We start from the raw sequence: 14,347 nt of genomic DNA, 5'->3' as shown, positions 1-14,347 counted from the left end.
AGCGGCGTCAATTCCGTGAAAATCGCTGCGCCGCAACGTGATGTGCTGGTGGGATGCGAGAAAAGCCGCGCGCGGATGAGGCGCGCGCGGAGGCAGCGTTACAGCCCCAGGTCCGACAAGCCGGGGTGGTCGTCGGGGCGACGGCCGAGCGGCCAGTGATAGAGCCGCTCGCTCTCGCGAATGGGCAGGTCGTTGATGCTCGCGTGGCGACGCGCCATGAGGCCGTTTTCGTCGAACTCCCAGTTCTCGTTGCCGTATGAGCGGAACCAGTGGCCGGAATCGTCGTGCCATTCGTAGGCGAAGCGCACGGCAATGCGGTTGCCGCCGAACGCCCACAGTTCCTTGATGAGCCGGTAATCCAGCTCGCGCGCCCATTTGCGGCGCAAGAGTCCCACGATCTGCTCGCGGCCCGTCACGAACTCGGCGCGGTTGCGCCAGACGCTTTGCGGCGTGTAAGCGAGCGAGACGCGCTCGGGGTCGCGCGTGTTCCACCCGTCTTCCGCGGCGCGGACTTTCTGGATGGCCGTTTCCTGCGTGAAGGGCGGAACGGGCGGGCGAGTTTCGGCGGACTGGGTCATGGCGTTTCCTTAGGGGAGGTGGAACGGGCAAGCCGCCGCGACGACGGCTTCGATGGACGTGCGGAACTCGTACTGGTGTCAAGCAGACGTTCGGCGGCGGCACGGGCATCGAGCGCCGTGTCGGCGCTGCCGCTCACGAGCGCCACGCCGATTGCGCCGTCGATCAGAATCAGCCATTGGCGCGCGAGGCGCGCCGCATGGCGACGGTCTCCTGCAATGGCTGCGAAGTAATCGTCGCATTGCTCGCGCACGAAACGCAGTAAGCGCTCCTTGTGATCGCGCGCGACGACGCGGATGGGATCGTCCGGCGAGCCTATTTCTCCGGCCGCATTCAGGAACGCGCAGCCGTGGAAGTCCGGCGAAGCAAACCATTCGCGCAGCACGTCGAACATGGCGAGCAGCCGCGTGCGAGGTGTGCGTGCGCGGCTTAGCGTGCCGTCCACGAACCAGCGCATCCAGCGCTCGTCGCGCCGCGCGAGCGCGGCGGCCACCAGCGCGTCTTTCGATTCGAAATGCGTGTAGAAGCTTTTGCGCGCCGTGCCGGACTCGCGCACGATCGCATCGACGCCCGTGGCGTGAATGCCGCCGGCGTAGATCAGCGCCTCGGCTGCATCCAGAAGGCGCTCGCGAGCGCCTGCCTGGGATGCGGATGGGTCATCGAGCGGTGCGGCTGGCATCTGTGGGTCCTTGCAAGTGTTTCGCTATCTTGATTCGCCACCTTGTTTCGCTACCTTGCATTTCAGGTGGAACGATCATTCTCCATGTGCGCAATGTAGAACGATCATTCTCCGGCGTCAAGTGCCTTGAATACGGAAGGGGATGGGACGGGGTGGTGGCCACGCGGGCGGGCGTCGAGCAGTTGCGCTATGGTGTTGCCCATCACGTCGTTCATAACCGGGATGGAGAAAGGAATGGACCGAACTGTCGTTGCCGGTGCCGCAAGACTCGTTGCGCGCGGCGCACTGGCGCTCGCGTTGACGGCGCCCGTCGTCGTGCTGGACGCCTGCACACCGCTGAGGGTGGTGACGCATAGCGTGAGCACGAAGGAAGCCAGCGTGCCTGCGGGACGCTACCAACTGGACCCGCATCACTGGAATGTGTCGTTCGATGTCGATCACTTCCATTACTCGCACTTTACGATGCGCTTCGACAAGGTGACGGCGCAGCTCGACTGGCGTCCCGAGGGACTCGCCGGCAGCAGCGTGGCGGCCACAATAGACGCCGCGAGCGTGGATACGAACGTGCCGGTGCTCGACAGAATGGTGAAGGGTACGGATATGTTCGACGTGGCTCGCTATCCGCAAATCCGCTTCGTCAGCACACGTTTCGAACGAACGGGCGGATCGGACGGATCGGGCGAGTCGCGCGGCACGCTCACGGGCGACCTCACCATTCATGGCGTAACGCAGCCCGTGACGCTCGATGTGACGTTCAACGGCTACGCGCCGAATCCGCTCACCAAGGAAGCCACGCTAGGTTTCTCTGCACAGGGGCACTTCAGTCGCGCGAAGTTTGGCTTGTCGACGTGGTATCCCGCAGTGGGGGACGACGTGCGCGTTCGCATCGAGGCGGAGTTCGTGAAGCCGGCCGCGGCGGCAGCGGCCGGAAGCTGAATAGCGGAAGAGCGCGGGCCGCACTGGCCCGCGCAGGATCACATCGGATCACTCGGTCCAGTCGAGAATCACCTTGCCGCTTTCGCCGGAGAGCATGGCGGCAAAGCCTTTTTCGTAGTCGTCCACGGCGAAGCGGTGAGTGATGATGGGCGACAGGTCGAGGCCGCTTTGCAGCATGGCCACCATCTTGTACCAGGTCTCGAACATCTCGCGGCCATAAATGCCCTTGATTTCCAGCCCTTTAAAAATGACCTGATTCCAGTCGATGGCCGTTTGCGCGGGGGGAATGCCGAGCAGCGCCACCTTGCCGCCGTGGTTCATCGCTTCAAGCAATGCCGTGAATGCGCTCGGCACACCCGACATTTCGAGTCCCACGTCGAAGCCTTCGGTCATGTGCAGTTCGCTCATCACGTCGCGCAGCGACTCGCGCGATACGTTTACCGCACGCGTCGCGCCCATCTTGCGAGCAAGATCGAGCCGGTAGTCGTTGATGTCCGTGATAACGACGTTGCGCGCGCCCACGTGCTTCGCGATGGCCACCGCCATGATGCCGATGGGACCCGCCCCCGTAATCAGCACGTCCTCGCCAACCAGGTTGAACGAAAGCGCGGTGTGCGTCGCGTTGCCGAACGGGTCGAAGATTGCGGCGAGATCGTCCGAAATTTCAGGCGGAATCTTGAACGCATTGAAGGCCGGAATGACGAGATACTCCGCGAACGCGCCTTCGCGATTCACGCCCACGCCCACGGTATTGCGGCACAGGTGCCGGCGCCCCGCGCGGCAATTGCGGCAGAACCCGCACGTGATGTGTCCTTCGCCGGATACGCGGTCGCCTATCGCGAAGCCGCGCACCTCCTGCCCCATCTCGACGATTTCGCCAACGTACTCGTGGCCCACGTGCATGGGCACCGGAATCGTCTTCTGGGCCCAGTCGTCCCACTTCCAGATGTGAATGTCCGTGCCGCAGATCGCGGTGCGGCGAATGCGGATCATCACGTCGTTGTGGCCCACTTCAGGCTTTTTTACGCGTGTGAGCGTGAGGCCCGGTGCGCGTTCGAGTTTTGCGAGTGCTTTCATGTGCGTTCGGTCCCGTGTCAAACAATGCCCAGCGACTTGCCGACGCGCGCGAAGGCATCGACGGCACGATCGATCTGCTCCGGCGTGTGCGCCGCGCTCATTTGCGTGCGAATGCGCGCGCGGCCCTTCGGCACCACCGGATACGAGAAGCCGATCACGTAGACACCTTCCTTCAGCAAGGCATCCGCCATGCTCGACGCGATCTGCGCGTCGCCGAGCATCACCGGAATGATGGGATGCTCGCCGGGCACGAGCGTGAAGCCGAGTTCGGTCATGGCGCGGCGAAAGTGCGCACCGTTGGCCCGTACGCGCTCGCGCAGTTGCGCGCCTTCTGCGCTTTGAACCAGTTCGAGCACCTTCAGCGACGCAGCGGCAATGCTCGGCGTGAGCGTGTTGGAGAACAGATAGGGACGCGAGCGCTGGCGCAACAGTTCGACGATCTCCTTGCGCGCGGCAACGTAGCCGCCCGATGCGCCGCCCAGTGCCTTGCCGAGCGTGCCGGTAATGATGTCGATGCGGCCCGCCACGCCGCAATGCTCGGGCGTGCCGCGGCCGTGCTCGCCGATGAAGCCCACTGCGTGCGAGTCGTCGACCATCACCAGCGCGCCATATCGGTCGGCCAAATCGCAGATGCCGGCCAGGTTGGCGATGATGCCGTCCATCGAGAACACGCCGTCCGTCGCAATCAGCTTGAAGCGCGCGCCGGCGGCATCGGCTTCACGCAGCTTCGCTTCGAGGTCGGCGAGATCGTTGTTGCGGTAGCGATAGCGCTTCGCCTTGCATAGCCGCACGCCGTCGATGATGCTGGCATGGTTGAGTTCGTCGCTGATCACGGCGTCGGACTCATCGAGCAGTGTCTCGAAGAGGCCGCCGTTCGCATCGAAACAGCTGGAATACAAGATGCAATCGTCAGTCTGCAGGAATGCGGCCAGCGCGCTTTCCAGCTGCTTGTGCACTGTCTGCGTGCCGCAGATGAAGCGTACCGACGCCATGCCGAAGCCGTCGTTGTCGAGGCCTTCTTTCGCTGCTGCAATCAAACGCGGATCGTCCGCGAGGCCGAGATAGTTGTTCGCACAGAAGTTCAGCACGTCGGCACCATCGGCAAGCCGGATGTCCGAAGACTGCGGGCTTGCGATGACGCGTTCGGTCTTGTAGAAACCGTCCGCGCGAATCTGGTCGAGCGTGGTGCGCAAATGGGCAAGGTAGGGTTCACGCATGGACGAAGCTCCTGACAGGATCGCGCCGCGCGAGGCTCGTGGCCCCGGCGGCAGTTACCGGCCGGCCGACTATCCAGCGGCGTAGCGCGCTGCTATAGTCGCCGTCAGTCTTACCGGAAATTTTCGTTTTTCCGAACTATAGTTCGGTATATCGAACAACTCTAAACGATGGGGCATTAAATGGCAAGCTCGGGCAACCGGCGCACGTCCGCGCTTTCAAAGTCATCTGCACCGGCCGCTACAGCGGCACCGGCTACGCCGGCTGTCGCTGCGCCGCCGCGTGTGGGCGAACAGATCCAGCGGCTGCGCAGCGAGCGGCACATGACGCTCGACGATCTGTCGCGGGCCGCGGGCGTATCGAAGTCGATGCTATCGGAAATCGAACGCGACAAGGCGAACCCGACAATCGCTGTCGCGTGGCGGCTCACCAATGCGCTCGGCGTCAATCTCGACTCGCTCTTTGCGCAGCAAAAGGCGCCGGAGGCCATTGCCGTGGCGGGGCCGCACGACATTCCCACGCTGAATGGCCACGACGCCGGCTATCAGTTGCGCGTGTGGGGACCGATCGAACTCGCGGGCCGCTTCGAGTGGTACGAACTGACTTTGCAGCCGGGCGGGGCACTCGTTTCGAGCGCGCACGAGCCCGGCACGCGCGAACATCTCACGGTTCTGCAAGGCACGATGGAAGTAGAAGCGGCTGGCACGAAGCGGCGGCTCAAGTCCTCGGAAACCGCACGTTACGTGGCCGATCAGCCGCACGCCATTCGCAACGCCGGCAAGGCCGATGCACGGGCGCTGCTCGTGGTCATTCACGGGTGAGGGAACTGGGGGAGCGTTCCGAACGGTGCGTTGCGCAGGACGGCCGTTCGCACCTGAGCGCCGAGGTTGCGCCCAATACTGTATGTTTGTACAGTATTGGGCGATCGACCGGAGCAGAACATGAATACCCCGAACGACCACGACCTTGCCGCGCTGCGCTTCCAGTTCGCGGCGCGCGATCTCAACAACATCGTGCGACGTATCGCGTCGCGCTATATCGTCCAGCGCGTACCGCTCACGTGGCGGCTGCTGCACGCCATCGAGGCTGAAGCGCTCGCCGACCTGGGCTTCGCCAGCCGCCATGACGAGGCGATGCTGAGCCTCTTTCAACGTCCGAACGGCCTGTCTTATCCGGAGACTGACGACATAGTCGACTTCGGCGCATCCAACGCGTTGCCGCCAGTGTTCGCATTTGCCGTCGCGGCGTACGAGCGGGCACTTGAGAGTGTGGATCCGTCCGCTTCCACGCGGTCGTCGGCAGCCGGCTCTGCGCGGCGGTTGCGCGCATGGGGCGACTGAGTCCCGTCGATTGGCTTGCAGGGGCGGCAGTTGCCGGTCTCAATATCGAATGCAACTAATGGGAGATAGCCGATGCCTGCGCCGTCCCGTTCTCCAGCTGTAACGCGCGATGTGCAACGCAGCGATCTCTTCGACCCGCACCGTGAAGACTGGCGCCGCGATCCGCACGCCGCATTCGATGCGTGGCTAGCGGGGCAAAACTTCCGCGCTTCATCCGCCGACATTTACCGCGCGCAATGGAGTCAGTTCGTCGACTGGCTCCAGTCCAGACGCATGAATCTCCACACGGTCGACATGCAGACCATCGCGGACTTCGTCGCGGAACGCTCCATCCGAAAGACACAAAAAGCCCGCTATTTAAGGCTCATCGAGCGCGTGCTGGATCATGTCCGCCAGATCGAACATGCATCGACAAACCCGGCGCGGTTCATTGCTCAGGATGCCGATGCAGCATGGCGAACCGCGCGCGACAACGAGCCGACCAGTTTTCTCACTGTGGCCGAGCGCGCCGCGCTGGTGGCATACCTGTTCACGCCGCTTTCCAGCGCCTCGGCGGCGCAACGCTGGCGCGAGCGCCGTGATCGCGCGCTGGTGGCGGTATTCCTGGGCGGTGGACTGAAAACGGGCGAGGCGATGGCGCTTTCCATTAGTTGCGTCACGCGCGGCGCGCCATGGGTCTTGATCGAAGCGGGCAACCCGGAATTCACACGCCGTACACGGCTGTCGCCGTTCAGCGTCGCCGTGCTCGACGCGTGGCTTACTGAGCGCTCGGATGCTCGCCTGCCGGGGCATCTGGTGTTTCCGGCGTCGCCGTCCGGGCGGCCGATGCATAAGGCGACGGTGCTGCGGGCGGTCGACGCTATCGTCGAAACGGCCGGGCTCGCAAACACGCGAGAGGACCGGGCCAGTCCGCAAACGCTGCGCAATACGTTTGCCGCCGATCTGTTCGAAAGCGGCGTGAGCCCCGAACTCGTTGGACAGTGGCTCGGATTTGCGCAGGTGTTGTCGGCGAACCGGCTGCATCGAGCGTGGAAGGCTTGGGTGGATCGAATCGAAGTGGGGACAAGGCGTGCCGATGAGCCCTCGGGGAACCACCGGGGCGCGCCTGGGCGATAGGTGTGCGGAAGCACTGAAGGTCGTCAGCGGCCTACGTTGTTAAGGGGCTACGTGTGCGGAGTCCCGAAAACGCTCACCCTTTTGTTATCAGTGGCTCCCGCATCGGCTCACCAATGAGGGCTCAGCGTACGCGCGCGAAAAGCGCGTGGCCGCGCCGTTCAGGGCAGCAGTGATGTCAGATCGAAGTGGCATGCGCACCGACAGCCATGAATCGCGTGACGGCTTCCAGCCTTGACGCGCCCATGCCCGACGAGTGATCGCATTCAGGACACGACAGCTCGAACTGGTGATCGACCTCGGAAAGCTCGGGTTCACCGTCCTCGCACTTCGGGCAATGAGATGGCAGGGTGACGTGGCCATCCAGCATCGTTCCAACGTCCGCGAGTTCGTCCGTTGTCAGCCGGCCGGCGGTGGCCAGCGTACAAAGAAGCGAGGCAACGCGCGGATCCACGCCATTCTGCGAGCGCAAAGCGGTCAATTCGCGCGTAAGGGCATCGATTTCGTCCGATTGCTCGCGAAGCTGGGCGTCCAGTCTGTCGGCTCGCGCCTTGGCCGCAGAGAGTTGCTGGATGAAATCGAATTCCTTGCGGCTCGCGTCGCGCTGCGCGGTCTGCCAGGTGGCCGCCATCGATCGCAGCGAGTCGAGTTCCACCAGCATCGGCTTGACGCGCCGCTCGGCTTCGGCCACCGCGTCCTTGATCTGCTGCGCGTAGTGCTCAGTGCTTTCGCGGAGGTCGGCATGGAGGGCGTCGATCCGGTCGCGTAGGGTCGCGTTGGTCGCTTGTTCGGTATCGACGCGCTTGCGCAGCGCCTCGTTTTCCGCCTCCAGGCGCCGCGTCGTGCTTTGCAGGTTTTCCTGGTGCGCCGCACCGTGCGTGGTAGAGGCCGCCAGTTGGGCCTCGAGTTCGCGCACACGTGTCCATGCGGCTTCGGCGCGTGCTTCGCTGCGATGAACGTGATCGTCAGCGGCCGCACGTAGAAGGTCCGCCTCGCGAACTTTCTGCTCCGCAGCCGCAAGCACCTGTTGGATCTCGGCGCGCTCACCTTCGAGCAGCGTCTTGGCATGCAAAATCGCTTCCTCGAACAGTGAGCCGAGCAGCTCGCCTGCCCGGTCCTCGAGCGCTTTCGGAATGACACCGGAGCCCACGCGGACACGGGACGCGGTCCGGATGCGTTCCCAGAACGCGTCGATGTCTTTGGGGATGTCGCTCGCACTGCCGGTCTGGGTCAGGTCGCGGACGGCGGCCATCGAGGGACGAATGCCCAGGTCGAAGAAGAGTCGTTTGCAAGCGTGTAGGGACAATTCCTGCCGGCGCGCACCGCTCGCCAGCATGGTTTCTAGCTCTTGGCGTATTGCTAAACGTTCTTTGTCTAGATTCATCCGAGTCTCTGGAAGTCAGATCGTGTAAATCATAACAAATTACGTATCGAATGGTACGGTTTTGCGGCTGAGAAGGGCCTGAGGCATCTTGCAGCCGCTTTTGGATGCTGCGATCGTGCCTCAGGTCAGTGCCTGGCAGTGTTTCCGTGAAACAAAGCTAAGATTAGCGCATAACCGATTGTTTTAAAAAGAAAACTACAGAGGCTTCATTGTTTTGTCACTGTTTCACGAGCCGGGTGATCGTGGGCCGTGTCTTTGACGGCGATTGTTCAGAAGGCTCACAGCTTTTAGCTTGAGAGATATAAAAGTAAACACCCTTGAACCAAGTTAAAAACGTTAACGCCACGGCAAAGGCTTACTGGACAAGGGTTTCCGGGCAATCAGGTGAGATGCTGCGGGACGCCTGGTGAGACAGTACGGGATAAGCCGGTGACGGGGTTCGGGGACGGTGGTGAGGAACTGCGGGAAACGAAGTGAGCGGGTTCGGGAAGGCATCCATTCTGGCTGTTCTACATAGGTGAGACGTTACGGGATCACAATCCGCGGGCGGCCTTTTAGTACCTGAACAGCGATCTGCGATGTGTATCGCACCGAGGTGAGTCTATTCGGGAGTGCGTGCTAACAAGAAAACGGCCGTTCTCCGGACCTTCGCGGGTGGGAAGGTGAAGGATCCCGGGAAGAAACGGACGGCAGAAGTGAGATTTTTCAGGAACAACCCCAGTCTTTGCACAAATATTGGGCATTCGCAGGGTAATGGTGAGCGTTTTCGGGAGTGCTGTGCTGTGTGCGTTGCGCGCCCTCTCGGTGTTGATTTGCGGCGGGCGGCACAACGGTGAGGTCTTACGGGATGGCATGAAAGCCGTTGCGATTATCGTCGCTTCCTGGCCTGACGGGATGGTTGGTGAGCGTTTTCGGGAGTACTTCAAGTGGCAATGGCATGGTGAGGTGAGATTTTTCGGGAGAAAACTCCGCTGCGATTGCCGCAAAGGCCCGGATGGTGGGCGCTGGCGGACCTGTACTTCGTGCTGTCACGCGAGCAAAAGGTGAGACAGTTCGGGGACCGCCAGTCGCCGGTTGGAACGTGGGCGGAGCAATAGGAAACTGGAAACAGGTGAGCGTTTTCGGGAGTGCGGCAGTGGCGCTGGAGTGCTCTCGACGCTGCTAAGTACCCGCCAGGATTAGGGATTTCTCCAGGAAAGCCGAGAGGTGAGCGTTTTCGGGATCGATGTCGATGGTGCTTTGCCGAGGATGCAGTTCTTCCTGGTGCGGCTCCAAAGTGAGGCTTTTCGGGAGCATCGGGACAGTCTTGACGATGTGGAGCGAGCGCAGAGCGCGACTGGGCGCCGCTTCGCTGGACGCTAATGGTGAGACTTTTCGGGACGTGTTTGGAGTGCTGGTGCGCGATTCTGGCCCGCTTTGGGACTCGCTGCGCGCAGGACAGGGTTGTGAAGTAGCGCGGAATCCGCAGAAATCTCCTTGCACATCGCAGCGAGTGTCGTGCTGCTCAACGTTCGATGAGCGGACTGGCCTGTTTTGCGTCCGCCAGGTGGTGGGTGGCGTCTGCCAGTCTTCTTCCCGGTGACGGACATATCAGCCCCTTCATGTAGGCTCATCCTCGACCGTCGGTCGGTCTTTCCGCCACGCTTCGGGGCGTCGCAGGGCGGCACGGAGCCGGTTCAGACGGAAGTATCGGCGGCGGCGCAGACGAGCGGCAGTTAAGGCGTTTATTAAGGCGTTTAGACCGCCTGGCGGCGTCGCGTCCGATGGTTGGGAGCGAAGAGGTTGTCAGAGTCCAATCCGGCCGTGGATGGTCGGACGTCGCGCCGGTATTGGATAAATACCGCCCAAGGCGCGAGCGACGCGGCGGCTCGCGCGAGGCCTTTTGCCGGCGGCATTTCTATCAGGTATCGCGTCGCGAAATTGCCACAGTCTCCAGGGTGAGCGGATACGGGAAGTGAAGGCGTCCGTTTGGCTCACCGTTTAGCCGGCAGGCTTACGCCTGACCCACGAGGCTCATAGCGGCCACGAAACGATCGACTGGATTGAAGGTGAGCGTTTTCGGGACATACTCGCGGTGAGTCGCGGTTCGTAAACGCAGTTCACCGGCAATGGTGAGAGAGGCCCTATGGACGCATATCACCCGTGACGGTATGCTGTCGCGAAAATCTCTCATCGACCCGACGCATGGCCACGAAGCGCGCGAAGAAAACCGATGTGGTGAGCCCCAGCTCAGCCGAATTGCGCAAAGCCGTCGAGGCGATTGCGATCCAGCCCAAGAGCGGCAAGATTACCCTGCTCACCCGCAAGCTGTTCAACGTATTGCTGGCTGTGGCCCAGCAGGCCGACGAGTCGGGCGACACGTACCGCGCGCTGCTGTCCGACATCGTGGCCAATTCGGCGTTCGATTCCAACGACACTGCGCTGGTGAAGGAACACCTTCGGCGGATGGTTTCCGTTCAGGTGGAGTGGAGTCAAGGCACGTCAAGCCAGAAGCCGGGCCGCAAGTGGGGCATCTCCACGCTTATCGCCGACGCGGAAATCCTGGAAGACCCGCAGACACGTCGTGTGTGGGTCGAATTTTCGTTCGCGCCGAAGATCAAGAAAAAGCTCCTCGATCCGGTCCAATACGCCCGACTGAGCCTCCAGTTCCAGAGCCAGCTGCGTAGCAGCGCAGGGCTGGCGCTGTACGAGATCTGCGTCCGTTACCTCACCAATCCGAGTCATCTGACGATGCGCGAGCCGTGGGAATGGTGGCGTCCCATTCTCTCCGGTACGCCGGACACCGAGGCCGGCGATGAAGCCAAGCGCGAATACAAATACTTCAAGCGCGATTATTTGCGTCCGGCGATTGCCGAGGTGAACGCGGTCACCAACATCTTCGTCGAGTTGATCGAGCACCGGGAAGGCCGGCGCGTGGCGGAGATCCAGTTCCGTGTCACCGAGCGCAAGCAACCCATGCTCGCGCTCGACGAGCATCCCAATGTGTTCGACAGCACGCTGGTCGATCGCATGGTGAAGCTCGGCATTCCGCTCAAGGAAGCCCAATCGCTATATGCCGATAGCGAGGAAAACCGGATTCGCGCGGCGTTGCAGATGACCGAACAGCGCATGCGGAGCACCACGTTGCCGCCGGTGCGCAGCGCGGCGGCACTCTTCAAGGACGCCCTGAAGAAGGGTTACGCGCCGCCAGTGGATGCGCTGCCGTCCGCCGGTGGCAAGTCTTCCGGTGGAGCGACGGTGCCGGCCGACGATCTGAAGGCTCGCCTGTTGAGCGAATACGCCGCGTATCGACGTAAGGAGGCTCAGGCGCTCTATGAGGAGCAGGGCTCGGTCGAGCAGGGCCTCGCGCGCGAGACGTTCGAATCAGACGAATTGCCCGGTCTGGGTTCGCATCTTCGTGACGACTGGCGTCGACGTGGGCTGGAGTCAAAGCTGGCTGAAACGGCGTTTTTCGATTGGCTCGCTCGCAAGACGTGGGGCGAGCCGACGGATGGCGATCTGCTTTCGTTCACCTTGAGCCAGTCGAGAGCCGCTTGATGTGGTGACGCTGGTTCTTGCGTCGATGATATTTATCGACGCTCGCGTTCATAACCACTGTTGAGCGCCGACACGCAGGCGCAACGGGCGCCATGAAGGCGCCCGCCGAAAAGTTTGCTTTTACTTCTGCGCCAGGATTTGTTCGATCTGCCGCAGGATGTCGTCGCGCTTCTCTCTAGCCAGACCGCGCAGCCTCAGTTCGAGTCTGTCGTCCCCATACGATTTCAGATCGCCGACCGATACGCCATCCAGCTTCACTTCGAGGCGTTGCGCGTAGCGTTGACGCCCTGCCGGCTTTTGAGTCTCTTGCGCGCTTGCCCTACCCTTCACGATGTCCGCCACCTGGCGCGTACTGAGGTCGTCGGCGAGGATCCGGTTGATGAGGCGTAGTGTGGAGTCGGTTCCGCGTGCTGTGTGATAGCGGCCCACTTGATACGCCATGTTCGAGCCAAAGCGATCGGGTCGCGCCACCATTTCGTGCATGACCGGCTCGGGCAGTTTCGCGATGGACAGTGCGACGGCCACCGTGGACTCATCGAGTCCAAGATGTTCGGCGAGTTCTTTCTGACTCTGGAAATGCTTCTCCTCGATGAAGCGCTTCCATACGACGGCGTTGTCGAAGACGGTTTGCGAATCACGCTGTACGTTGAGGTCGTAGCCGAGCTTGTAACTCTGAATTCCGATCGGCAGATCGATGACGACTGCCTTTACCGTTTCCTTGTTCGCTTCCTTCAATGCACGCACGCGTCGCCCGCCGTCGCTGACGAAGTACGTGCCGGGATTGTCGTAATCCGGAATGACGTGAATGGGCTGTTGTTGACCTTGCTTCGCCAGATTCACGGCTAGCTCGGCGATGGACGATTTCAGATAGAAGTATCGCGGGTTGAAGGGACTCGGCTTGATCGACTTGAGCGCAAGTTCGATGACCTGTCCGGGGCGGTATCCCTGTGCCATGCGCCACGCGCGATACTGCGTTGACTCGCTCGCAATATCCACCTGTTCCGGGTCGTCGGCGACTGGCTTTAGGACAGGCTGACTTGCCCTGCCGACTGATTCGCCGGGTTTCGATTTGTTCTGTACGAGGCCATCGATTGCATTGAGGCGATCGAGCGCAGTGCGCTTTTCGCTACTGGTCGTGTCTGGCCGCGCCTGGAAGCCTTTTGCGAACTGGGATGATTTCATTCAGGGTCCTTTATGCGCATAAAGTCAGGGAAGCATGCTGGCGATTTCGTCCGCACATGCCCGTATTTCGATGCTTGCCAGCTTTGCGCCGCGATCGTTCATTTGCAGGACGGTTTGTCCTAACGCCATCGCCTGCTTGTAGGCCTCGCGCGTGGGGATTTGTGTTTTGAGTAAAGGAAAGCCGAGCTCTTCCAGCGCGCGCTTCAGCTCGCGCGTCAGCATGCGTTTCTCTTCGGTTTTATTGAGCAGGAAGACCGCCCGAAGATCTTCGTTCATCACCTGTGCTTGCTGGATGAGCTTCACCAAACCAACACTCGACCAATAGTCAGCTGGCGACGACGAGGTGGGTATGACGGCGACGGTCGCGGCCAGGAGCACAACGCCTGAGACTTTTTCGGTGATGGAGGGCGGGCAGTCGACCACGATGATGTCGTAGTCGCCGATGAACTTCTTTATCTCACGGTGGATTTGGCCACCGGCCTCCGAGAGGTTGACCACGGGGAACGGGATGCCCGTCTCGCCTTCGGCCGACGCGCTCGCCCAGTGAACCAAGGTGTTCTGCCCGTCAGCATCGACGACCAAAACTCGCTTGCCCCTTTCATGGAACGCAGCGCCGAGATGCATGGCGATCGTGCTTTTCCCGACTCCGCCCTTTTGCTGAGTGACCGCGATAATTTCAGCCGCCAATTCTTACCTCCTTTTCGATGCCGCTGAATTTTACCTTGAAGAAGTTTATTTTCAATGACTTTGTCACGCTGAGGAGGCGGATTAGCCATTTGGACGAGGGTTTATGCGCATAAACGGTGGGGCGAGGCTGGCGCCAAAGGAGGCCCTCATGGAGCGGAGCGGCGTTTATGTCGAAAAGCCCTCCCGTGCGACGGTCGCGTATGGTTGGCGCAGTGGGCCAATCTGCAGGCTGTCCGGGCGTGAACTCGTCGTGCGTGCGCGAACTGGGCATAGCTCCGGCGGCGTTGCGCCTTCCCGCGAAGCGGCTGCCGTAATCCCGCCGCTGCCTAATACCGGGAGGGTCGTGGCTCGTGGCGGTCAACTGTGGGACGCGTGTCTGTCGCCAGCGACCGGTCGAGGCCTTGACACGGCCTCCGAGCGCCTCGCTTTATGCGCATAAACCAAGCCATGAGGAAGAAACGATCTGCGTTTGGAATGGCGTTGGGTCGAGGACAGCCTGCGAGGTATAGGCGCGCGTGACACGGCTTGCGAAGTGCGTCGAGTCTTGCGCCGCTAGAAGCATTCGGGCCAACAACCCCTTCGTTCTAACCTGATTCCTCGCTGCGGCGACCGACACCGACT

The 14,347-nt window shown here is 61.7% G+C and carries 12 protein-coding genes; 5 read left to right on the top strand and 7 right to left on the bottom strand.

Annotation, left to right across the window (positions count from 1 at the left end; genetic code table 11):
- Positions 1-98: 98 nt before the first annotated feature.
- Both P2869_RS30910 and P2869_RS30905 read right to left on the bottom strand, forming a co-directional pair.
- Positions 99-578, bottom strand: coding sequence for a nuclear transport factor 2 family protein (locus tag P2869_RS30910; RefSeq protein WP_199540632.1), 480 nt, complete (start codon positions 576-578; stop codon positions 99-101).
- Positions 575-1,255 (bottom strand): TetR/AcrR family transcriptional regulator, encoded by a 681-nt coding sequence (locus P2869_RS30905; RefSeq protein WP_277598987.1) that lies wholly within the window; start codon positions 1,253-1,255, stop codon positions 575-577. Before P2869_RS30905 ends, P2869_RS30910 begins: the two co-directional genes overlap by 4 nt.
- A 234-nt stretch (positions 1,256-1,489) precedes the next feature.
- Between P2869_RS30905 and P2869_RS30900 the strand changes: the two genes are divergently transcribed.
- Positions 1,490-2,191, top strand: a complete 702-nt coding sequence (locus tag P2869_RS30900) for a YceI family protein (RefSeq protein WP_277598986.1) — start codon at positions 1,490-1,492, stop codon at positions 2,189-2,191.
- A gap of 48 nt (positions 2,192-2,239) precedes the next feature.
- Here P2869_RS30900 and tdh read toward each other — a convergent pair whose 3' ends face one another.
- Positions 2,240-3,268, bottom strand: coding sequence for an L-threonine 3-dehydrogenase (gene tdh / locus P2869_RS30895; RefSeq protein ID WP_017774144.1), 1,029 nt, complete (start codon positions 3,266-3,268; stop codon positions 2,240-2,242).
- Positions 3,269-3,285: 17 nt separating this feature from the next.
- Positions 3,286-4,485: a glycine C-acetyltransferase gene (locus P2869_RS30890; protein ID WP_277598985.1), complete on the bottom strand. Its 1,200-nt coding sequence runs from the start codon at positions 4,483-4,485 to the stop codon at positions 3,286-3,288.
- 180 nt (positions 4,486-4,665) lie between these two features.
- On the opposite strand from P2869_RS30890, the gene P2869_RS30885 reads away from it, so the two are divergent.
- The 3 genes from P2869_RS30885 (at position 4,666) to P2869_RS30875 (ending at position 6,939) form a co-directional block, all read left to right on the top strand.
- On the top strand, positions 4,666-5,304 hold the full coding sequence (locus P2869_RS30885; RefSeq protein WP_277598984.1) for an XRE family transcriptional regulator: 639 nt from the start codon (positions 4,666-4,668) through the stop codon (positions 5,302-5,304).
- A 120-nt stretch (positions 5,305-5,424) separates the two neighbouring features.
- The gene (locus tag P2869_RS30880; protein WP_126875523.1) at positions 5,425-5,823 is read left to right on the top strand and encodes a DUF2471 family protein; all 399 of its coding nucleotides are present in this window, start codon (positions 5,425-5,427) and stop codon (positions 5,821-5,823) included.
- Between the two features lie 111 nt (positions 5,824-5,934).
- The gene (locus P2869_RS30875) at positions 5,935-6,939 is read left to right on the top strand and encodes a tyrosine-type recombinase/integrase (RefSeq protein ID WP_277598983.1); all 1,005 of its coding nucleotides are present in this window, start codon (positions 5,935-5,937) and stop codon (positions 6,937-6,939) included.
- 175 nt (positions 6,940-7,114) lie between these two features.
- Here P2869_RS30875 and P2869_RS30870 read toward each other — a convergent pair whose 3' ends face one another.
- Positions 7,115-8,320, bottom strand: a complete 1,206-nt coding sequence (locus P2869_RS30870; RefSeq protein WP_277598982.1) for a DNA-binding protein — start codon at positions 8,318-8,320, stop codon at positions 7,115-7,117.
- A gap of 2,184 nt (positions 8,321-10,504) precedes the next feature.
- Here P2869_RS30870 and P2869_RS30865 point away from each other — a divergent pair.
- Positions 10,505-11,857: a replication initiation protein gene (locus P2869_RS30865; RefSeq protein WP_126875520.1), complete on the top strand. Its 1,353-nt coding sequence runs from the start codon at positions 10,505-10,507 to the stop codon at positions 11,855-11,857.
- A gap of 120 nt (positions 11,858-11,977) precedes the next feature.
- On the opposite strand, the gene P2869_RS30860 is transcribed toward P2869_RS30865, so the two are convergent.
- Positions 11,978-13,039: a ParB/RepB/Spo0J family partition protein gene (locus P2869_RS30860; protein WP_126875519.1), complete on the bottom strand. Its 1,062-nt coding sequence runs from the start codon at positions 13,037-13,039 to the stop codon at positions 11,978-11,980.
- A gap of 24 nt (positions 13,040-13,063) precedes the next feature.
- Positions 13,064-13,726, bottom strand: coding sequence for a ParA family partition ATPase (gene parA, locus P2869_RS30855; RefSeq protein ID WP_017774135.1), 663 nt, complete (start codon positions 13,724-13,726; stop codon positions 13,064-13,066).
- Positions 13,727-14,347: the final 621 nt, after the last annotated feature.

The sequence above is a fragment of the Paraburkholderia sp. SUR17 genome, from assembly GCF_029536165.1.
Taxonomy (GTDB): domain Bacteria; phylum Pseudomonadota; class Gammaproteobacteria; order Burkholderiales; family Burkholderiaceae; genus Paraburkholderia; species Paraburkholderia kururiensis.
This window is presented reverse-complemented; position numbering and strand designations above follow the sequence as displayed.

What these genes read in the sequence shown, in the direction of transcription:
- P2869_RS30910 (WP_199540632.1), bottom strand. Translation starts at nt 578, where the DNA reads ATGACCCAGTCCGCCGAAACTCGCCCGCCCGTTCCGCCCTTCACGCAG.
- P2869_RS30905 (WP_277598987.1), bottom strand. Translation starts at nt 1,255, where the DNA reads ATGCCAGCCGCACCGCTCGATGACCCATCCGCATCCCAGGCAGGCGCT.
- P2869_RS30900 (WP_277598986.1), top strand. Translation starts at nt 1,490, where the DNA reads ATGGACCGAACTGTCGTTGCCGGTGCCGCAAGACTCGTTGCGCGCGGC.
- tdh (WP_017774144.1), bottom strand. Translation starts at nt 3,268, where the DNA reads ATGAAAGCACTCGCAAAACTCGAACGCGCACCGGGCCTCACGCTCACA.
- P2869_RS30890 (WP_277598985.1), bottom strand. Translation starts at nt 4,485, where the DNA reads ATGCGTGAACCCTACCTTGCCCATTTGCGCACCACGCTCGACCAGATT.
- P2869_RS30885 (WP_277598984.1), top strand. Translation starts at nt 4,666, where the DNA reads ATGGCAAGCTCGGGCAACCGGCGCACGTCCGCGCTTTCAAAGTCATCT.
- P2869_RS30880 (WP_126875523.1), top strand. Translation starts at nt 5,425, where the DNA reads ATGAATACCCCGAACGACCACGACCTTGCCGCGCTGCGCTTCCAGTTC.
- P2869_RS30870 (WP_277598982.1), bottom strand. Translation starts at nt 8,320, where the DNA reads ATGAATCTAGACAAAGAACGTTTAGCAATACGCCAAGAGCTAGAAACC.
- P2869_RS30865 (WP_126875520.1), top strand. Translation starts at nt 10,505, where the DNA reads ATGGCCACGAAGCGCGCGAAGAAAACCGATGTGGTGAGCCCCAGCTCA.
- P2869_RS30860 (WP_126875519.1), bottom strand. Translation starts at nt 13,039, where the DNA reads ATGAAATCATCCCAGTTCGCAAAAGGCTTCCAGGCGCGGCCAGACACG.